Consider the following 19839-nt stretch of genomic DNA (forward strand, 5'->3'; position numbering starts at 1 on the left):
AACAGCCGTGCGCAGACACTGCCGAGGAAACACCGTGACGGACACCCACCGCTCGCCTTCGCCGGATTCGGTGCAGGACGCTGCAAACGCAATGGACCAGGCACTGGACTGGCTCATCGTGCTCGGCAGCCCGGACGAGGAGCAGACCCGGCAATTTCACGCCTGGCTGGCGGCCGATCCGTTGAATGCCGAGGCGTTTGCCAAGGCTCAGGCGATCTGGGACGGCCCGCAGGTCGCCCAGTGCGCACAAAGCCTGGCGGCCAAACCTGCGAAAGTCACCGTCCTCCAGCGTCTGCGTCCGCACTGGAAACCGCTGTCCACTGCTGCGGTGCTGATCCTCGGTTTGTTCAGTTTCAGTAATTTGCCGATGCGCCTTCAGGCCGATCACCTCACGGTGGTTGGCGAGCGCCAGCGTCTGCAACTGGAGGACGGCTCGAAAGTCCTGCTCAATACCAATTCGGCATTCTCCAGCACCATCAACGATCAGCAGCGCGTTGCCCGGTTGTTTCAGGGCGAGGCGTTTTTCGAGATTGCCAGCGGTCGCAGTCAACCGCTGGAAATCGATGCCGGGCCAGTCACTGCCAGCGTGCGCGATACCGCGTTCGCCGTGCGTTATCTCGATGGCGTCGCGCAGGTCAACGTGCAGCGCGGCGACGTCGATCTGCGCGCCACGCACAACGACGCCCGCGTACGTCTGACTGCCGGTGAGAGCATCCGCATCGGTCCCAACGGTTTCGACCGCCCGGCCAAACTCGACGCCAACACAGACCTGGCTTGGGTGCAGGGCCGACTGGTGTTCGAGAACTGCCCGCTGAATCAGGTGCTGGCCGAATTGCGCCGCTACTACCCGGGCTGGATCATCAACACCAACGAGCAACTGGCCGACGTCGCCGTGACCGGCAATTACCGTCTCGATCAGCCGCTCGACGTGGTTCGTTCCCTCGCTCAGATCACCTCGGCGCAACTGAAAGAATTCCCCGCCGTGGTCATCCTGAACTAAATGAGAATTATTTTTACTCGATAGCCAACGTCAGTACGTCTCGTTATAGCCAATGCAATTGATTCGCATCACGCGAAGCCAATCAGCCCCTATAAAGATTCGTGCGACACGGAGCGCTATCGATGTCCTCACGCCTTACCCGCCAGACTTCCTCCCCTTCCTGCGTCTTGTCGCTGCTGACCGCTGCCATCCTGATGGCCGGTACTGCGCCGCTGATGGCGGCCACTGAGCAACCAACGCGCAACATGGGCGATTACTCGTTCGCCATCGGCCAGCAGCCGCTGGTGTCGGCGCTCAATGCCTTCACCGCCGTGACCGGTTGGCAGGTCGGCTTGCCGGCAGAATTGGGTCAGGGAGTGTCGTCGCCGGGCGTGCGTGGCTCGCTGCCACCGGAAAAAGCCCTGGAGCGTCTGTTGGTGGGGACCAACCTGAGCTTCCGCAAAATCAGCAACAACAACGTCGTGCTGGAAAAGCGCAACAACAGCGGCACACTCAACCTCGATCAGGTGACCATCAGCGCCACCCGTCAGGAGCAGTCGGTCAACAGCGTGCCGGCTACCGTCACCGTGCAGACCCGTCAGGATCTGGACCGCAACAACGTCAACACCATCAAGGATCTGGTGCGTTATGAGCCGGGTGTTTCCGTGGGCGGCGCCGGTCAGCGTGGCGGTATCAGCGGCTATAACATTCGCGGCATCGACGGTGACCGCATCCTGACGCAAGTCGACGGCGTGGAAGTGCCGGACGGTTTCTTCAACGGTCCGTATGCCAAGACCCAGCGCAATTACGTTGACCCGGAAATCGTCAAACGCGTGGAAATCCTCCGTGGCCCGGCCTCGGTGCTGTACGGCAGCAACGCCATCGGCGGCGCCGTCAGCTATTACACCCTCGATGCCGACGACATCATCAAGCCGGGCAAAGATGTCGGTGCGCGTCTGAAAACCGGTTACAGCTCCGCCGATGACAGCTGGTTGAAGTCCGCCACCGTTGCCGGCCGCGCCGACCAGTTCGACGGCTTGCTGCACTACAGTCAGCGCGACGGTCACGAAACCGATTCCTACGGCAGTAACAATGGCACTGGCCTTGAGCGCACCGCCGCCAACCCGGAAGACGTCAACGCCTACAACGTGCTGGCCAAGATCGGCTGGAACTACAACGAAGATTCGCGCCTGGGCCTGACCTACGAAAAGTACAAGGATGATCGCGATACCGATCAGAAAAGTGCTTACGGCGGCCCGTACTTCAACGGCGCCCCGACCATCCCCAACAGCGTACTGCCCGGCGGCATGTACCAGTGGCGCACCGGTAACGACACCATCACCCGTGAACGTATCGGCATCGAACACTCCTTCGCCCTCGACAGCCTGCTGGTCGACAACGTGAAGTGGAGCCTCAACCACCAGATCGCCAAGACTGACCAGAGCACCACCGAGTTCTACTACCCGATCACCCGTAAAGTGCTGCGTACTCGCGACACCATTTACGAAGAAAAGCAGTGGGTCTTCGATGCGCAACTGGACAAGGCGTTCGCCCTCGGCGCCACCGATCACGTCCTGACTTACGGCACCACCATCAAGCAGCAGAAAGTCACCGGCTCGCGCAGCGGCGACGGCACCTGCCTGGCCGTCGGTCGTGGCTGCACCGCCATTGGTGCGACCAGCACCGCTGACGTGCTGGCCAAGGCCACCGACTTCCCGGACCCGACCATCAACACCTACAGCGTGTTCGCTCAGGATCAGATCAGCTGGAACAACTGGACCTTCCTGCCGGGCCTGCGCTACGACTACACCCAGCTCAAGCCGCACATCACTCAGGAATTCCTCAACACCGTGGCAGCTGACGGCCAAGGCACGGTCAGCGACGAGAACAAGACCTGGCACAAAGTCTCGCCGAAATTCGGACTGACCTACGCCCTGACCGAGAACTACACCTGGTACGGTCAGTACGCTGAAGGTTTCCGCACACCGACCGCGAAAGCCCTGTACGGCCGCTTCGAAAACACCACCACCGGCTACAGCGTGGCGCCCAACCCGGACCTGGAACCGGAAAAAAGCAAAAGCTATGAAACCGGTCTGCGCGGCAACTTCGAACACGGTTCGTTCGACGTGGCAGTGTTCTACAACAAGTACCGCGACTTCATCAACGAAGACGCTGTGACCCCGGGCCGCAACGAGCTGACCTTCCAGTCGGCCAACATCAAGCACGCCACCATCAAAGGTGCGGAAGTCAAAGGTCGTCTGAATCTGGATGCGTTCGGCGCCCCGCAAGGCCTCTACACCCAGGGCTCGATCGCCTACGCCTACGGTCGCAACAACGACAACGGCGAGCCGATCAACAGCGTCAACCCGCTGACCGGCGTGTTCGGTCTGGGTTACGACCAGGACAACTACGGCGGTCTGCTCAGCTGGACCTTGGTGAAGAAAAAGGATCGCGTCGACGACAGCAACTTCAAGTCGCCGGATGGCGTCAGCAGCCAGTTCAAAACCCCGGGCTTCGGCATTCTTGATCTGGCCGGTTATTACAAAGTCACCGACGACGTCACCCTCAGCGGCGGCATCTACAACCTGACCGACAAGAAATACTGGCTGTGGGATGACGTGCGCGGTTACGACAGCGTCGGCGAAGCGTCGGTGACGCAACCGGCCAACCTTGATCGCCTGACCCAACCGGGCCGCAACTTCGCGATCAATCTGATCTGGGACATCTGATCCGGCCCACCTCACTGCGCGTGTTCAGGCACCGCGCCGTGAGGTTTTTTTACGCTTGCACGTCGCCTTGTTCGTCTCGTTATCAAGCGCCTCTTTTATCAAGGACATGTCATGACCACTTCGGAAAAAGCCCTGCGTTCGCAACGCTTGAACCAGATCACCAACGAACCGCACAGCAAACTCGATGCACTGGTGAAGGCGCACGCGCCGTTCGAGACCCGCGCCAATTTCGCCCGTTTCGTCGTCGCGCAGTACCTGTTCCAGTCGGAACTGGTCGACCTGTACAACGATGCAGAATTGACTGCGATCGTGCCTGATCTGCCGGCCCGTTGCCGCGCCGAAGCGGCCAAGGCTGACCTTGCCGACCTCGACACTGAAGTGCCGGCACCGATCGCAGGCGCGGTGAAAAATCCGAGCAAGGCTCGCGCACTGGGTTGGATTTTTGTCTCCGAAGGCTCGAAGCTCGGCGCTGCATTCCTGATCAAACGCGCTGTGGCGCTGGAGCTGAGCGAAACCTTTGGCGCCCGTCACTTGGGAGAGCCTGAAGGTGGCCGTGCCGAAGGCTGGAAGAGCTTCGTGCGTACCCTCGATTCACTGCAGTTCAGTGCTGAAGAAGAAGCTGAAGTCGAGCAAGGCGCGATCGATGCGTTCAACCGCTTCACCGTGCTGCTGGAACAGGCTTACGCCACTGAAGCCGAACCGGCCTGAAGCAACACCTATTCATTGTGGGAGCGAGCCTGCTCGCGAAGACGGCAGCACATTCAACATTAATGTGACTGATCCACCGCTTTCGCGAGCAGGCTCGCTCCCACATGGGAACTGCAACAACCTGTAAGATCTCCATTCCGCTTCAGAAGCCACCGCTGAGCCCATGCCGCAACCCGCCTCCTCGAAACTCGCCCGTCTGCTGTTCGGCCTCTTGGCCTACGTCAGCCTTGGCATCGGCCTGATCGCCATTGTCGTGCCCGGCCTGCCGACCACCGAGTTCATCCTTCTCGCCGCCTGGGCCGCGACTCGCAGTTCGCCGCGCCTGAGTGCCTGGCTGGAAAACCATCGGCTGTTCGGGCCGATCCTGAGCAACTGGCGCAACGGCAAGATCATCGCGCGCAAGGCCAAAGTCAGCGCGACGGTGAGCATGTTGCTCTGCGCGGCTTTAATGCTGGTGATGCTCGACCATGGCTGGCCGGTCTATCTGGCAATTGCCGGGATGAGCCTGGGGAATCTGTGGATCTGGTCGCGCCCGGAATCCATCCGGGTCTGCACTGACCCGTCTTCACACTGAAACATCCCTGTAATTAATCGCTTTTTCAGCACATTCTCCTGCGCAAACGTTTAGCGCTGACCGTCCGTCGGCACGCGCCTCATGACCTCTGCTTCCACGCCGATGAGCATTGAATGGCGCTGAATGGATTTGGCGAACCGGATAGTTCATATCCGCCTGCCACCCGTTTATTCATTCGCGAGATCGCCCCATGTTCGACTCTCTGTCCATTCGCCTGAAAATCGTCCTGCTCTCCGGCCTGTGCCTGCTCGGTGTGGTCGCGCTGATCGTCGGCATGAACATCTACCAGACCAACCAGAACGACGAACTGGTCAGCAACTCCAGCAACCAGTTGCTCACCGCCAGTGTGCAGAACCTGCTGCAAGCCAAAGCCGCCGAACAAGCGGTGCGGGTGCAGAAAACCTTCGGCGAAAGCCTGACGGTGATCACTGCCGTAGCGGATCAGATCAAGGACATGCGGGTGATGGCCGCCAAGCGTTCGCTGGACGCCGGCGCCTTGCGCGAAGAGTTGAACCTGAGCCTGAAAACCGCTTTTGAGCGCAACGACAAAGTGCTGGGCATCTGGCTCGCTTTCGAACCGAACGCTCTCGACGGCAAGGACAGCGAATTCGCCAACGATGCCGCGCGCCAGTCCAACGAAGCCGGACGTTTTGCCACGTACTGGAGCCGCGCCGCCGGCGCCTCGCTGAACACCATCATGGTCGAAGAAGACCTGACCAAAACCACCCTCAGCGTCAGCGGCACGCCCTACAACAGTTGGTACACCTGCCCTCGCGACAACAAGCGCACCTGCCTGCTCGATCCGTATGCCGACACCGTCGGTGGCAAGGAAATGCTCATGACGACCATTTCCGTGCCGTTGATTGTCGACGGTAAAGCCATCGGCGTGGTCGGCGTCGACATCGCCCTCGACGCCCTGCAAGCGGCGGCCGTGGATTCCCAGCGCAGCCTGTTCAACAACGCCGGGCATATGCTGATCGTCTCTGGCAGCGGCGTGCTCGGCGCCGACAGCTCCGACGCGAGCAAGGTCGGCAAAAAGATCAGCGACACCCTCGGCGCCGATGGCAAGGATGTGCTGCAACTGCTGAGCTCCGGCACCCCGAAGATTCTCGAACAGGGCGACCTGATTCGTGCGGTGTACCCGGTCGACCCGATCGGCAACTCGCGCGCCTGGGGCGTAGTCATCGACCTGCCGAAACAAGTGCTGCTGGCCGATTCGGTCAAGCTGCAAGCGGTACTCGACGACGCGCAGGAAACCGGCGTGATCACTGCGCTGCTGGTCGCTGTGATCGCCGGTCTGGTCGGCCTGTTGCTGATCTGGCTGACCGCGTCCGGCGTTACTCGCCCGATCAATAGCGTTGCCGAAATGCTGAAAAACATCGCCAGCGGCGAAGGTGATCTGACCCAACGTCTTAACTACAGCAAGCAGGACGAACTGGGCGAACTGGTGAACTGGTTCAACCGTTTCCTCGACAAGCTGCAACCGACTATCGCGCAGATCAAGCAGAGCATCACCGAAGCACGCGGCACCGCCGACCAGTCTTCGGAAATCGCCCGACAGACCAGCGAAGGCATGCAGGTGCAGTTCCGCGAGATCGACCAGGTCGCCACCGCCTCCAACGAAATGAGCGCCACCGCCCACGACGTCGCCAACAGCGCATCGAACGCAGCCAATGCCGCGAAAGGTGCCGATCAGTCGGCCAAGGACGGCATGTCGATCATCGAGCGCAGCACCCGTGACATCAATCAACTGGCCGATGAAGTCAGCAAGGCCGTGACCGAGGTTGAAGCACTGGCAGTCAACAGCGAGCAGATCGGCTCGGTACTGGAAGTGATCCGCAGCATCGCCGAACAAACCAACCTGCTCGCCCTCAACGCGGCGATTGAAGCGGCCCGCGCCGGTGAGAGTGGCCGTGGTTTTGCCGTAGTCGCCGATGAAGTACGCAACCTCGCCAAGCGCACGCAGGATTCGGTGGAAGAAATTCGCATAGTCATCGAAAAGATTCAGACCGGCACGCGCGGCGTGGTCGCGACCATGCATTCGAGCCAGACCCAGGCACACAACAACGCCGGGCAGATTCGTCAGGCGGTGGATGCGCTGGGCAAGATCAGCGATGCGGTGACGGTGATCAGCGACATGAACCTGCAGATTGCCAGCGCGGCCGAACAGCAGAGTGCGGTGGCTGAAGAAGTGAACCGCAACGTTTCGGCGATTCGTACCGTGACCGAAACTCTGACCGAGCAAGCCACTGAGTCGGCAGCGATCAGCAGCCAGCTCAATGCCTTGGCCAGTCAGCAGATGAAATTGATGGATCAGTTTCGCGTCTAGCAAACCTGCAAAAATCCCTGTGGGAGCGAGCCTGCTCGCGAAGACGGCAGCACATTCAACATTAATGTGACTGATCCACCGCTTTCGCGAGCAGGCTCGCTCCCACAGGGGTAAGTGTTCACCTGCGGGATTTCATCTGACCCGACATTCTTTTGCACTATCATCGCCCTCTCGCTCCGGAGGGCCTTCGATGACTGATTTACTCACGTCCATTCAAGCCGCACTCGGCTTGCCGCATACGCCGATCCCGTTCACCGACCGAGGCGCCCTGCCCTCGGCGTTCGCCGTCACCGAGCTTGCCTGCGCCAGCATGGCCGCGGCCGGTCAGGCCGTTAGCCAATTGATCGAACAGCAGACCGGTCACTTGCCAGCCGTTGCAGTCGACCGACGTCTGGCCTCGTTCTGGTTCTCGACCTCGATCCGCCCCCTCGGCTGGCAAGTGCCGCCACTGTGGGACCCGATCGCAGGCGACTACGCCACCCAAGACGGCTGGATCCGCCTGCACACCAACGCCCCGCATCACCGTGCTGCCGCTGAACGCGTGCTGGGTGCCAGCGCCGATCGTGCCGCGATGGCGGCAAAAGTGGCGCAATGGACGAGTACGGATCTGGAGCAAGCGGTGGTCGAGGCCAAGGGCTGCGCCGCTGAAATGCGCAGTTGGGCGCAGTGGCAAAAACATCCCCAGGGGTTGGCGGTAAATGCCGAGCCACTGGTGCATTTCATCGATTCGCCGGATGAACATACCCCAGCGTGGCAAGGCTCGGTGGCGCAACCGTTGGCCAGGCTCAAGGTGCTGGACCTGACGCGCGTGCTCGCCGGCCCCACCGCCAGCCGTTTTCTCGCCGGGCTTGGCGCCGATGTATTACGCATCGACTCACCGACCTGGAACGAGCCCGGTGTCGTCCCGGAAATGACCCTCGGCAAACGCTGCGCGCGGTTGAACTTGCATGATCCGGCCGATCGCGCGGTGTTCGAAGGTTTGTTGAAAGACGCCGACATTCTGTTACACGGCTACCGCGCCGATGCACTGGAGCATCTCGGATTTGGCGTTGTGCGCCGTCGCCAACTCGCGCCTGGCCTGATCGATGTCGGCCTCAACGCCTATGGCTGGAGTGGCCCGTGGCAGAACCGTCGCGGCTTCGACAGTCTGGTGCAGATGAGCAGCGGCATTGCCGAGGCCGGGCAGCGCTGGCAGCAGGCTGAAAAGCCGACACCGTTGCCGGTGCAGGCGCTGGATCATGCGACCGGGTACCTGATGGCGGCCAGTGCGATCAGGTTGCTAACTGAGCGGTTGGCGAATGGCCGCTCGGGCTCGGCGCGATTGTCGCTGGCGCGTACGGCGAAGTTGTTGATCGAGCATGGACCGGGGACAACGCAAGCGTTGCGCGTCGAGGATGAACAGGATCAGAGCACGTCAATAGAGCAGACTCCGTGGGGACCGGCGCATCGTTTGCAGGTGCCGGTGAAGATCAGCGGCACACCGATTCAGTGGACGTTGCCAGCTACAGAATTGGGCTCACATCACCCACAGTGGAATTAAAAGCCCCTCACCCTAACCCTCTCCCAGAGGGAGAGGGGACCGATCAGGGAATATTGAAGAGATTCACCGACTTGAACGCTTGGCGCTGAATCCATAATCGACTCGGTCTTTCAGGTCGATGTAAAACGCAAAACACCTCGGTCGGCCCCCTCTCCCTCCGGGAGAGGGCTGGGGTGAGGGCTGCAATTTCAGGTCGAACGATGATGTATCAATCTGCCCGGCTCAAAGATGTCCACAAAAGCTGCGCCGCATACCCTCGATAAGGCCGCCAGGCCTCAGCCCGCAAAGACAATTCCCGAGCGTTTGACCGCTGCCCTTCCAGCACCTCCAACGCCCGCAACAACCCGACATCCCCGGTCGGGAACCCGTCCAGATCGCGCAACTGCCGCAACGCAATGTACTGCGCCGTCCACTCGCCAATCCCGTGCAACGCCAACAACCGCGCCATGCCGCCCTCGCGATTCGGTTTAAACAAAGAAGGCTCATCCAGCAACGCCTGCGCCACACCCGACAGCGTCCGCCCGCGACTGTACGGCATACCCAGCGCCGCCAGATCTGCGCCTGCCAATACCCGCGTTTCGGGAAACACATGCGTCAATCCAGGCACTGTCGAAGCCAACGGCGCGCCATATTGCGCGACCAGTTTTCCGGCCAGACGAATCGCCGCCGCCACCGTAATCTGCTGCCCGAGCACCGCGCGAAAGGCCAACTCCAACCCATCCCACGCACCGGGAATCCGCAACCCCGTGCGCTCGGCAATCAATCGCGCCAGCAACGGATCATTCGCCAGATGCGCTTGCATCAACGCCACATCAGCATCCAGATCAAACATCCGCCGCAACCTGACAACGATCTCGGGCACGGCTGCCGGATCAGGAAAACCCAGCTCAACCTCCAGCGCATCCGCCGTCCCAAGCCACACCGAAACCGTGCCGTGAACACCGTTCAACCCGATGCTGCGCGAGTACACACCCTCGACCACAACCTCCATCCCGACCACCGCCCGCGCCGCGAGAAACCCCAACATCGCGTCCCAGTCATACGGCGGCGCATAGGCAAGCGACAACCTCACAACGACAGCACCCCGCTGTACAAACCATAAGCCGCCAGCCCCGCACCGATGACCACGCAGGTAAAAATGCCCTTCTCAACATGGGTGAACAACGGCTCGCCCGCCTCATGTTTGGCCTTGGCAAACAAAATCACCCCTGGCGCATACAACAGCGCCGACAACAGCAAATACTTCACTCCGCCGGCATACAACAACCACACCGCGTAACCGAGGGCAATGCCGCCGATCAGCAGATCCTTGGTGCGCTCAGCCGAGGCATGTTCGTAGGTTTCGCCGCGCCCGCTGAGCAACACCGCGTACGCCGCCGACCACAAGTACGGCACCAGAATCATCGACGACGCCAGATAAATCAGGCTGGTGTAAGTGCCCGCCGAAAACAGCGTGATCAACAGGAAAATCTGGATCATCGCGTTGGTCAGCCACAGCGCGTTGACCGGCACATGGTTCTTGTTTTCCTTTTTCAGGAACGCCGGCATGGTCTTGTCCTTGGCCGTGGCGAAGAGAATCTCCGCGCAGAGCAATGCCCACGACAACAGCGCACCGAGCAGGGAAATCGCCAGACCAATGCTGATCAACAGTGCGCCCCACGGCCCGACGATGTGCTCGAGCACCGCCGCCAGTGACGGATTCTGCAGATTCGCCAGCTCCGGCTGGCTCATGATCCCCAGCGACAGCACGTTGACCAGCACCAGCAGCGCCAGCACACCGATAAAACCGATGACCGTGGCGCGGCCGACGTCGCTGCGTTTTTCCGCCCGCGCCGAGTACACGCTGGCGCCTTCGATGCCGATGAACACGAACACCGTGACCAGCATCATGTTGCGCACCTGATCCATCACCCCGCCGAAATTCGGGTTGCTGGTGCCCCAGATGTCGCGGGTAAAAATGTCAGCCTTGAAGGCGACGGCAGCGATGACGATGAACATGATCAGCGGCACGACTTTGGCCACCGTGGTCAGCTGGTTGATCAGCGCCGCCTCCTTGATCCCGCGCATCACCAGAAAATGCACGGCCCACAGCAGCACCGAGGCGCAGCCGATGGCGATCGGCGTATTGCCCTGGCCAAACACCGGAAAAAAGTAGCCGAGGGTGCTGAACAGCAGTACGAAATAACCGACGTTGCCCAGCCACGCACTGATCCAGTAACCCCACGCCGACGAGAACCCCATGTAGTCGCCAAATCCGGCCTTGGCGTAGGCATACACGCCGGAATCCAGTTCGGGTTTGCGATTGGCCAGGGTCTGAAAGACGAACGCCAGAGTCAGCATGCCGATCGCGGTAATCCCCCAACCGATCAGGATCGCCCCGGCATCGGCGCGTGCCGCCATGTTCTGCGGCAGCGAGAAAATCCCCCCGCCAATCATTGAACCCACCACCAGGGCGATCAACGCGCCTAATCGCAGCTTTTGCGTCGGTTGCGACATTTCAGTTTCCCTTTGAAGTGTGGTGAGCGTGCATTTGTAACAACTATTAACTAAACGGATAAAGGTAGATGACGTTTATCAGGTAACGCCAGTTAACGCCTGTTTATATATAGCGGATGACGCTAACGCCTAGCACGTTAAGACAGTTTTGTGCGCTGATCCTGATAAATCAATTCTGTACTGAAAACAGAGGCGGAAAATTTGCCAAAAGCTGAAAAAGAACTAGCGTCATAATTCGAAAGTAATAATAGCCATTCCCAACAATGTAGCCACAACGCCTCTAGGACAGGCCTTGCGGGCAGGATATTTATGCCTTCAGTCGAAGCCTAAGTCATTCATTAACAATGGAATGTGACCATGCACTGATCTAAGTCAGCTGTTTGAACAGACAACAGAACTACGCTGTGATCTCTTCTCTCCTGCAATGGAGTCATGCAATGTCTGAAGCTCCCGGAAAACTACGACTAGGTGCACTGGTTGCATTGGTAGTCGGCTCGATGATCGGTGGCGGGATATTTTCTTTGCCACAAAACATGGCGGCCAGCGCCGATGTCGGTGCCGTACTGATCGGCTGGGCCATCACCGCTGTCGGCATGCTCACCCTCGCTTTTGTCTTTCAAACCCTCGCCAATCGCAAGCCCGACCTGGACGGCGGTGTCTACGCCTACGCCAAGGCCGGATTCGGCGATTACATGGGTTTCTCGTCCGCCTGGGGTTACTGGATCAGTGCCTGGCTGGGCAACGTCGGTTACTTCGTTCTGCTGTTCAGCACCCTTGGCTATTTCTTCCCGATTTTCGGTGAGGGCAACACCGTTGCTGCGGTGATTGGCGCCTCGGTGCTGCTGTGGGCCGTGCACTTTCTGGTGCTGCGCGGGATCAAGGAAGCGGCGTTCATCAACCTGGTGACCACGGTCGCCAAAGTCGTACCGCTGCTGCTGTTCGTGTTGATCGCGGTGTTCGCTTTCAAACTGGACATCTTCACCGCCGACATCTGGGGCATCAAAAATCCGGATCTGGGCAGTGTGATGAACCAGGTGCGCAACATGATGCTGGTCACCGTCTGGGTGTTCATCGGTATCGAGGGCGCGAGCATCTTCTCGGCCCGCGCCGAAAAACGCTCGGACGTTGGTAAAGCCACCGTGATCGGTTTCATCACCGTGCTGTTGTTCCTGGTGCTGGTGAACGTGCTGTCGCTGGGCATCATGACCCAACCGGAACTGGCGAAACTGCAGAACCCGTCGATGGCGGCCGTGCTTGAGCATGTGGTCGGTCACTGGGGTGCGGTGCTGATCAGCGTCGGTCTGATCATCTCCTTGCTGGGGGCGCTGCTGTCGTGGGTGCTGCTGTGTGCGGAGATCATGTTCGCCGCCGCCAAAGACCACACCATGCCGGAGTTCCTGCGCAAGGAAAATGCCAACCACGTACCGGTCAACGCCCTGTGGCTGACCAACGCGATGGTGCAGATTTTCCTGATCATCACGCTGTTCTCGGCCAGCACTTACCTGTCGCTGATCTACCTCGCCACTTCGATGATTCTGGTGCCGTACCTGTGGTCAGCGGCCTATGCCCTGCTGCTGGCGGTGCGCGGCGAAAGCTACGAAGGCTTCGCGGCCGAACGGCGCAAAGACCTGATCATCGGCGGCATCGCTCTGATCTACGCGGTCTGGCTGCTGTACGCCGGCGGGGTCAAGTACCTGCTGCTCTCGGCCCTGCTCTACGCACCCGGCGCGATCCTGTTCGCCAAGGCCAAGCTGGAACTCAAACAACCGATTTTCACTAACGTCGAGAAGCTGATTTTCGCCGCAGTGGTCGTGGGTGCCCTGGTGGCTGCCTACGGTCTCTACGACGGCTTCCTGACTCTGTAACCCCTGATTGTTTTGTTATCTGGAGGATCTGAAATGACCACGGAAAAAGTTAAGTACGGCGTCCACTCCGAAGCCGGCAAACTGCGCAAAGTCATGGTGTGCTCCCCAGGTCTGGCCCATCAGCGGCTGACCCCGAACAACTGCGATGAACTGCTGTTCGACGACGTGCTCTGGGTGGCTCAGGCCAAGCGCGACCACTTCGACTTCGTCACCAAAATGCGTGAGCGCGGCATCGACGTGCTGGAAATGCACAACCTGCTGACCGACATCGTCGCTAACCCTGAGGCACTGGACTGGATTCTCGAGCGCAAGGTCACCGCCGACTCGGTGGGCCTGGGCCTGATCAACGAAGTCAAATCCTGGCTGAAGAGTCTGGAGCCACGGCACATCGCCGAATTCCTGATTGGTGGCGTGTCTGCCGATGATCTGCCGGACAGCTTCGGTGGCAAGACCATCCAGATGTTCCGCGACTTCCTCGGCCACTCCAGCTTCATTCTGCCGCCGCTGCCGAACACCCAGTTCACACGTGACACCACCTGCTGGATCTACGGTGGCGTAACACTGAACCCGATGTACTGGCCGGCGCGCCGCCAAGAAACCTTGCTGGCCACTGCCATCTACAAATTCCACCCACAGTTCACCAACGCCGAATTCGAAATCTGGTACGGCGACCCGGACAAGGAGCACGGCAGCTCCACCCTCGAGGGCGGCGACGTCATGCCAATCGGCAACGGCGTGGTGTTGATCGGTATGGGCGAGCGCTCATCACGTCAGGCCATCGGCCAACTGGCGCTGAACCTGTTCAAGAACAAAGCCGTGGAAAAAGTCATCGTTGCCGGCCTGCCGAAATCCCGCGCGGCGATGCACCTCGACACCGTCTTCAGCTTCTGCGACCGCGACCTCGTGACGATTTTCCCGGAAGTGGTCAATCAGATCGTCGCCTTCACCCTGCGCCCTGACGAAAGCAAACAGGGCGGCATCGACATCCGCCGCGAAGAAGGCACCTTCCTCGATACCGTGGCCAAAGCCCTCAACCTGCCGAAGCTGCGCGTGGTGGAAACCGGCGGCAACAGCTTCGCCGCCGAACGCGAGCAATGGGACGACGGCAACAACGTGGTGGCCGTGGAACCGGGCGTGGTCATCGGCTACGACCGCAACACCTACACCAACACCCTGCTGCGCAAGGCAGGCGTGGAAGTCATCACCATCAGCGCCGGTGAACTGGGCCGTGGCCGTGGCGGTGGCCACTGCATGACCTGCCCGATCATCCGCGACCCGATCGATTACTAAACCTCTGAGCCCTGGCCGACACTTACAACGTGCGGCCCGGGGGATAACCGACACCGAAGGAGATCCATCATGGCTTTTAACATTCACAACCGTAACCTGCTCAGCCTGGAACACCACACCCCACGTGAGCTGCGTTACCTGCTCGACCTGTCCCGCGACCTCAAACGCGCCAAATACACCGGCACCGAGCAACAACACCTGAAGGGCAACAACATCGCCCTGATCTTCGAAAAAACTTCGACCCGCACCCGTTGCGCGTTCGAAGTGGCGGCCTATGACCAAGGCGCCAACGTCACCTACATCGACCCGAACTCGTCGCAGATCGGCCACAAAGAAAGCATGAAAGACACCGCCCGTGTGCTCGGGCGCATGTACGACGCTATCGAGTACCGTGGCTTCAAACAGGAAATTGTCGAAGAGCTGGCCAAGTTCGCCGGCGTGCCCGTGTTCAACGGTCTGACCGATGAATATCACCCGACGCAAATGATCGCCGACGTGCTGACCATGCGTGAACACGCCGACAAGCCGATCCATGAAATCAGCTACGCCTACCTCGGCGATGCGCGCAACAACATGGGCAACTCGCTGCTGCTGGTCGGCGCCAAGCTCGGCATGGACGTGCGCATCTGCGCGCCGAAAGCGCTGTGGCCACTGGATGATCTGGTCGAGCGTTGCCACAAATATGCCGAAGAAAGTGGCGCACGCATCACCCTGACTGAAGATCCGAAAGCAGCCGTTAAAGGCGTCGACTTCATTCACACCGACGTCTGGGTATCGATGGGCGAACCGGTGGAAGCCTGGGCCGAGCGTATCCAGCAACTGCTGCCGTACCAGGTCAACGCCGAGCTGATGAAAGCCTCCGGCAACCCGCGCACCAAGTTCATGCACTGCCTGCCGGCGTTCCACAACAGTGATACCAAAGTCGGCAAGCAAATCGCCGAACAGTATCCGCACCTGAAAAACGGCATCGAAGTGACCGACGACGTGTTCGAGTCCCCAGCCTGCATCGCCTTCGAGCAAGCGGAAAACCGCATGCACACGATCAAGGCGATTCTGGTTTCGACCCTGGCTGATCTGTAACCACTGCTGATCCATGATCGTTCCCACGCTCCCGCGAGGGAATGCATCCCGTGACGCTCTGCGTCACAGCGGACGCGGAGCGTCCGTGGCGGCATTCCCACGCAGAGCGTGGGAACGATCAACACGAAAAGGACATGCATTATGCGTATCGTCGTAGCTCTGGGCGGTAACGCCCTGCTCCGCCGTGGTGAACCGATGACCGCTGACAATCAGCGCGCCAACATCCGCATCGCCACCGAGCAAATCGCCAAGATCCATCCCGGCAACCAACTGGTCATCGCCCACGGCAATGGCCCGCAAGTCGGCCTGTTGTCGCTGCAAGCGGCGGCCTACACCTCCGTCACCCCTTACCCGCTGGACGTGCTCGGTGCCGAAACCGAAGGCATGATCGGCTACATCATCGAACAGGAACTGGGCAACCTGCTCGACTTCGAAGTGCCGTTCGCCACCCTGCTCACTCAGGTCGAAGTCGACGCCAAAGATCCGGCCTTCCAGAACCCGACCAAACCCATCGGCCCGGTCTACGACAAGGCCGAAGCAGAAAAACTCGCCGCTGAAAAAGGCTGGGCGATTGCTCCGGACGGCGACAAGTTCCGCCGCGTGGTGGCCAGCCCACGACCAAAACGCATCTTCGAAATACGCCCGATCAAGTGGCTGCTGGACAAGGGCAGCATCGTGATTTGCGCCGGTGGCGGCGGGATTCCGACCATGTACGACGAGAACCGTAATCTCAAAGGCATCGAGGCGGTGATCGACAAGGACCTGTGCTCGTCGCTGCTCGCCGAGCAACTGGAAGCCGACCTGCTGGTGATCGCCACCGACGTCAACGCGGCGTTCATCGACTACGGCAAACCAACGCAGAAAGCCATTGCCGAAGCGCACCCGGATGAACTCGAACGCCTCGGTTTCGCCGCTGGCTCCATGGGGCCGAAGGTGCAGGCAGCCTGCGAATTCGCGCGCCATACTGGCAAGGTCGCGGTGATCGGTTCGCTGGCGGATATCGAAGCGATTGTCCAGGGTAATGCCGGTACTCGAGTGACCACGGCGAAGCCGGGCATCACTTACCGATAATTAGAAACTCCGGGGGCAGGCCCGAGGTCTGCCCTTCTCCCATGCCTTGAAAGGAGTAAACCATGGCCCAATTCGAACCTGGTCATTTGCATATCGAGCGGCACGCGTTGACCGACGATGACGTCAATTACAACATACACCTCGACTATGAAGTGTTTACCGATCCTTCGAAAGGCAAAGGAATACAGTTCACCCTGCATGGCAGCATGCAGGGCAAGGACATGAAGGAAACGTTTTTCCTGCCCAAGGAAGAGGCTTACAACTTCGCCCGTGACGTGACCCGCATCGCCGAGAAGTACGGGATTCCCAAGGCTCACAGCCAGATCGGTTCTGTGCACAAGCATTACGACCTGATGTTTGAAGACATTCGGCAGAAGTTGAATATGCAATCCGGCGACCCGGTCAATCTTGAGCATTTCGAATAACCCGCAAAAGCCCCTCACCCTAGCCCTCTCCCAAAGGGAGAGGGGACTGATTGGGGGATGCTCTAGAGTTACACCGACCTGATCCTGCATCACTGAATCCATAATCGACTCGATTTTTCAGGTCGACGTGTAGCGCCAGACACCTCGGTCAGCTCCCTCTCCCTCCGGGAGAGGGCTGGGGTGAGGGGACTGATTGAGGGATGCTCGATAGTTTTGCCGGCCCGACTCTGCTTTACCGAATCCATAATCGACCGGCTCTTTCAAGTCGATGTCAAACCTCAGACACCTCGGTCGGCCCCCTCTCCCTCCGGGAGAGGGCTGGGGTGAGGGTGCTTTTGCTTTCACCTCTCTCCAAGCCCAAGGCATACTTGCCACCCTCCGCACTGCAGAACACTGAACCGCCCCATGCGTATCCACGTCAGCTTCATCGACCGCGTCGGCATCACCCAGGAAGTCCTGGCTATCCTCGGCGGGCGTAATCTCAATCTGGATGCGGTGGAGATGATCCCGCCGAACGTCTACATCGACGCGCCGACCCTGAGCCCGCAAGTGCTCGAAGAGCTGAAAGATGCCCTGTTTCGCGTGCTCGGCGTGGAAGCGGTGACCGTGGTCGACATCCTCCCCGGCCAGCGTCGGCACTTGCAGCTTGATGCACTGCTCGCGGCGATGACCGATCCGGTTTTGGCGCTCGACAGCGCCGGCAAAGTGCTGCTGGCCAACCCGGCACTAATAGCGATCTACGGTCGCGAACCCGCCGGTGAAAGTGTCTCTGAACTGTTCAACGATCCGGCCCTGCTCGACACCTTGCTCGAACACGGCTTCCGTTTGCCACTGCGCGAAATCACCGTCAACGGCCAGACCTTGTTGCTCGACGCCACGCCGATCACCGACGCTGGCGCGCTGTTGACCTTGTATCAACCGAACCGCATCGGCGAACAACTCTCGGCACTGCACCACGACCATGCCGAAGGTTTTGACGCGCTGCTCGGTGAGTCGCCTGCAATCCGCACCCTCAAGGCACGCGCGCAAAGAGTCGCCGCCCTCGACGCCCCCCTGCTGATCCAAGGCGAAACCGGCACCGGTAAAGAACTGGTTGCCCGTGCCTGCCACGCCATCAGCACTCGGCACAGTGCACCGTTTCTCGCTCTCAACTGCGCAGCGTTGCCAGAGAACCTCGCCGAAAGCGAATTGTTCGGCTACGCCCCCGGCGCTTTCACAGGAGCAGCGCGTGGCGGCAAACCGGGGCTGATGGAACTGGCCAACCAGGGCACGGTGTTTCTCGATGAGATCGGCGAGATGTCGCCGTATTTGCAGGCCAAGCTGCTGCGTTTCTTGAACGATGGCAGCTTCCGCCGCGTGGGCGGTGATCGTGAAGTGAAGGTCAACGTGCGCATCCTCAGCGCGACCCATCGCGATCTGGAAAAAATGGTCAGCGAAGGCTTGTTCCGCGAAGACCTGTTCTATCGCCTTAATGTGCTCAACGTTGAAGTGCCGCCGCTGCGTGAGCGCGGGCAGGACATTCTGTTGCTGGCACGCTATTTCATGCAGCAGGCTTGTGCGCAAATTCAGCGCCCGGTCTGCCGTCTCGCCCCGGGGACTTACCCGGCGCTGCTCGGCAATCGCTGGCCGGGCAACGTACGACAATTGCAGAACGTGATCTTCCGCGCGGCAGCGATTTGCGAGAGCAGCCTGGTCGATATCGGCGATCTCGACATTGCCGGTACCTCGGTGGCGCGGCAGACCGACAGCGACGTCGACAGCCTCGAACAAGCGGTCGAAGCGTTCGAGCGATCGCTGCTGGAAAAACTCTACGTCAGCTACCCCTCGACCCGCCAACTGGCCAGCCGCCTGCAAACTTCGCACACCGCCATCGCCCATCGCCTGCGCAAGTACGGCATCCCCAACAAACCCTGAACCCACCACGAATCCTCCTGTGGGAAATACCCCCACTGTGGGAGCGAGCCTGCTCGCGAAAGCGGTATATCAGCAAAATCATTGGTGACTGACACACCCTCTTCGCGAGCAGGCTCGCTCCCACAGGGGTTAGAGGGTGGATTCGAAATCCGTTCAAAAACGACCTCCACCTGTACTGAAAGCGCTACAGCGGAACGATATCGCTACACCCGCCTCCGATCACCGCTGTGCAAGGCTTTGATCCCGTTCAGCTTTTCTCCTCGCCCCAGCCTGTAGCGATTTCGCTACACACCCCTGCTCAAGCCATCTCACCAAAACATATAACTTATTGATTCATATGAATAATTCAACATTGGCCGCGTTCTTGCTAATCAACCCCTCATAAATAAGGGCCTTCGCGCCCGACTATTCCACCGCGTCCACCAGACGAGTTTGGCCCCCTGAGGAGTTTCCATGAGCGAGTTGCGTTTTACTGAAGATCACGAATGGCTGCGCACCGAAGCTGACGGCAGCGTTACTGTCGGCATCACCGCTTTCGCGCAGAACGCCTTGGGCGACGTGGTGTTCGTGCAACTGCCTGAGCTGCAGGCTTACGAAAAAGGCGCCGAAGCCGCCACCGTGGAATCGGTGAAAGCCGCCAGCGGCGTGTACATGCCCCTCGACGGCGACGTACTGGAAGTCAACCCGGCGCTGGAAGATGCCCCGGAACTGGTCAACGAAGATCCACTGGGTGAAGGCTGGTTCTTCCGCTTCCAGCCAAGCGACGCTTCGGCCGTAGCCAAACTGCTCGACCAGGACGCGTACGACCGTCTGATCAAAGCCCAAGCCGAAGCCTGAGG

14 protein-coding genes and 2 pseudogenes are annotated in these 19839 nt (G+C 59.9%); 14 read left to right on the forward strand and 2 right to left on the reverse strand.

What is annotated here, in order from left to right:
• The first annotated feature begins 34 nt into the window (after positions 1–34).
• The 7 genes and pseudogenes from QOM10_RS22635 (at position 35) to QOM10_RS22660 (ending at position 8859) form a co-directional block, all read left to right on the forward strand.
• Positions 35–1000 carry a FecR family protein gene (locus QOM10_RS22635; protein WP_316916971.1) on the forward strand — a complete coding sequence of 322 codons (966 nt, stop codon included), beginning with the start codon at positions 35–37 and terminating at the stop codon, positions 998–1000.
• Positions 1001–1122: 122 nt separating this feature from the next.
• Positions 1123–3708 (forward strand): TonB-dependent receptor, encoded by a 2586-nt coding sequence (locus QOM10_RS22640; RefSeq protein WP_316916972.1) that lies wholly within the window; start codon positions 1123–1125, stop codon positions 3706–3708.
• 111 nt (positions 3709–3819) lie between these two features.
• Positions 3820–4416 carry a biliverdin-producing heme oxygenase gene (locus tag QOM10_RS22645; RefSeq protein WP_316916973.1) on the forward strand — a complete coding sequence of 199 codons (597 nt, stop codon included), beginning with the start codon at positions 3820–3822 and terminating at the stop codon, positions 4414–4416.
• Between the two features lie 163 nt (positions 4417–4579).
• The gene (locus QOM10_RS22650; protein ID WP_316916974.1) at positions 4580–4990 is read left to right on the forward strand and encodes a YbaN family protein; all 411 of its coding nucleotides are present in this window, start codon (positions 4580–4582) and stop codon (positions 4988–4990) included.
• 463 nt (positions 4991–5453) lie between these two features.
• Positions 5454–6413: pseudogene (locus tag QOM10_RS31385) on the forward strand (chemotaxis protein); the annotation flags it as partial.
• Positions 6414–6791: 378 nt separating this feature from the next.
• Positions 6792–7319, forward strand: a pseudogene (locus QOM10_RS31390) (methyl-accepting chemotaxis protein); the annotation flags it as partial.
• A 190-nt stretch (positions 7320–7509) separates the two neighbouring features.
• Positions 7510–8859 carry a CoA transferase gene (locus tag QOM10_RS22660; protein WP_316916976.1) on the forward strand — a complete coding sequence of 450 codons (1350 nt, stop codon included), beginning with the start codon at positions 7510–7512 and terminating at the stop codon, positions 8857–8859.
• Positions 8860–9067: 208 nt separating this feature from the next.
• On the opposite strand, the gene QOM10_RS22665 is transcribed toward QOM10_RS22660, so the two are convergent.
• Together QOM10_RS22665 and arcD (QOM10_RS22670) are read right to left on the reverse strand one after the other, a co-directional pair.
• The gene (locus QOM10_RS22665) at positions 9068–9931 is read right to left on the reverse strand and encodes a DNA-3-methyladenine glycosylase family protein (protein WP_316916977.1); all 864 of its coding nucleotides are present in this window, start codon (positions 9929–9931) and stop codon (positions 9068–9070) included.
• Positions 9928–11355, reverse strand: a complete 1428-nt coding sequence (arcD, locus tag QOM10_RS22670) for an arginine-ornithine antiporter (protein WP_007908041.1) — start codon at positions 11353–11355, stop codon at positions 9928–9930. The genes QOM10_RS22665 and arcD (QOM10_RS22670) overlap by 4 nt, the downstream gene beginning before the upstream one ends.
• 437 nt (positions 11356–11792) lie before the next feature.
• Between arcD (QOM10_RS22670) and arcD (QOM10_RS22675) the strand changes: the two genes are divergently transcribed.
• The 7 genes from arcD (QOM10_RS22675) to gcvH all read left to right on the forward strand — a co-directional run bounded on the left by arcD (QOM10_RS22675) (position 11793) and on the right by gcvH (position 19837).
• Positions 11793–13220: an arginine-ornithine antiporter gene (arcD, locus tag QOM10_RS22675; RefSeq protein WP_007908042.1), complete on the forward strand. Its 1428-nt coding sequence runs from the start codon at positions 11793–11795 to the stop codon at positions 13218–13220.
• A 33-nt stretch (positions 13221–13253) separates the two neighbouring features.
• Positions 13254–14510: an arginine deiminase gene (gene arcA / locus QOM10_RS22680; RefSeq protein ID WP_150774425.1), complete on the forward strand. Its 1257-nt coding sequence runs from the start codon at positions 13254–13256 to the stop codon at positions 14508–14510.
• Positions 14511–14579: 69 nt separating this feature from the next.
• A complete protein-coding gene (locus QOM10_RS22685) occupies positions 14580–15590 on the forward strand; it encodes an ornithine carbamoyltransferase (RefSeq protein ID WP_008086805.1) in 1011 nt (336 codons plus the stop codon).
• Positions 15591–15731: 141 nt separating this feature from the next.
• A complete protein-coding gene (gene arcC / locus QOM10_RS22690) occupies positions 15732–16661 on the forward strand; it encodes a carbamate kinase (RefSeq protein WP_316916978.1) in 930 nt (309 codons plus the stop codon).
• Between the two features lie 62 nt (positions 16662–16723).
• On the forward strand, positions 16724–17086 hold the full coding sequence (locus QOM10_RS22695) for a DUF5064 family protein (RefSeq protein ID WP_316916979.1): 363 nt from the start codon (positions 16724–16726) through the stop codon (positions 17084–17086).
• Between the two features lie 405 nt (positions 17087–17491).
• A complete protein-coding gene (locus QOM10_RS22700; RefSeq protein ID WP_127929510.1) occupies positions 17492–19000 on the forward strand; it encodes a sigma-54-dependent transcriptional regulator in 1509 nt (502 codons plus the stop codon).
• A gap of 453 nt (positions 19001–19453) precedes the next feature.
• The gene (gene gcvH, locus QOM10_RS22705; RefSeq protein WP_127929511.1) at positions 19454–19837 is read left to right on the forward strand and encodes a glycine cleavage system protein GcvH; all 384 of its coding nucleotides are present in this window, start codon (positions 19454–19456) and stop codon (positions 19835–19837) included.
• Positions 19838–19839 lie beyond the last annotated feature (2 nt).

It is taken from the genome of Pseudomonas sp. P108, assembly GCF_032613195.1.
Classification (GTDB): Bacteria; Pseudomonadota; Gammaproteobacteria; order Pseudomonadales; family Pseudomonadaceae; genus Aquipseudomonas.

Bases quoted from the DNA above. Each gene is read 5' to 3' on its own strand.
- QOM10_RS22695 (WP_316916979.1), top strand. From the start codon at position 16,724: ATGGCCCAATTCGAACCTGGTCATTTGCATATCGAGCGGCACGCGTTG.
- gcvH (WP_127929511.1), top strand. From the start codon at position 19,454: ATGAGCGAGTTGCGTTTTACTGAAGATCACGAATGGCTGCGCACCGAA.
- arcD (WP_007908041.1), bottom strand. From the start codon at position 11,355: ATGTCGCAACCGACGCAAAAGCTGCGATTAGGCGCGTTGATCGCCCTG.
- QOM10_RS22650 (WP_316916974.1), top strand. From the start codon at position 4,580: ATGCCGCAACCCGCCTCCTCGAAACTCGCCCGTCTGCTGTTCGGCCTC.
- QOM10_RS22640 (WP_316916972.1), top strand. From the start codon at position 1,123: ATGTCCTCACGCCTTACCCGCCAGACTTCCTCCCCTTCCTGCGTCTTG.
- QOM10_RS22660 (WP_316916976.1), top strand. From the start codon at position 7,510: ATGACTGATTTACTCACGTCCATTCAAGCCGCACTCGGCTTGCCGCAT.
- QOM10_RS22645 (WP_316916973.1), top strand. From the start codon at position 3,820: ATGACCACTTCGGAAAAAGCCCTGCGTTCGCAACGCTTGAACCAGATC.
- arcC (WP_316916978.1), top strand. From the start codon at position 15,732: ATGCGTATCGTCGTAGCTCTGGGCGGTAACGCCCTGCTCCGCCGTGGT.
- arcD (WP_007908042.1), top strand. From the start codon at position 11,793: ATGTCTGAAGCTCCCGGAAAACTACGACTAGGTGCACTGGTTGCATTG.
- arcA (WP_150774425.1), top strand. From the start codon at position 13,254: ATGACCACGGAAAAAGTTAAGTACGGCGTCCACTCCGAAGCCGGCAAA.
- QOM10_RS22700 (WP_127929510.1), top strand. From the start codon at position 17,492: ATGCGTATCCACGTCAGCTTCATCGACCGCGTCGGCATCACCCAGGAA.
- QOM10_RS22685 (WP_008086805.1), top strand. From the start codon at position 14,580: ATGGCTTTTAACATTCACAACCGTAACCTGCTCAGCCTGGAACACCAC.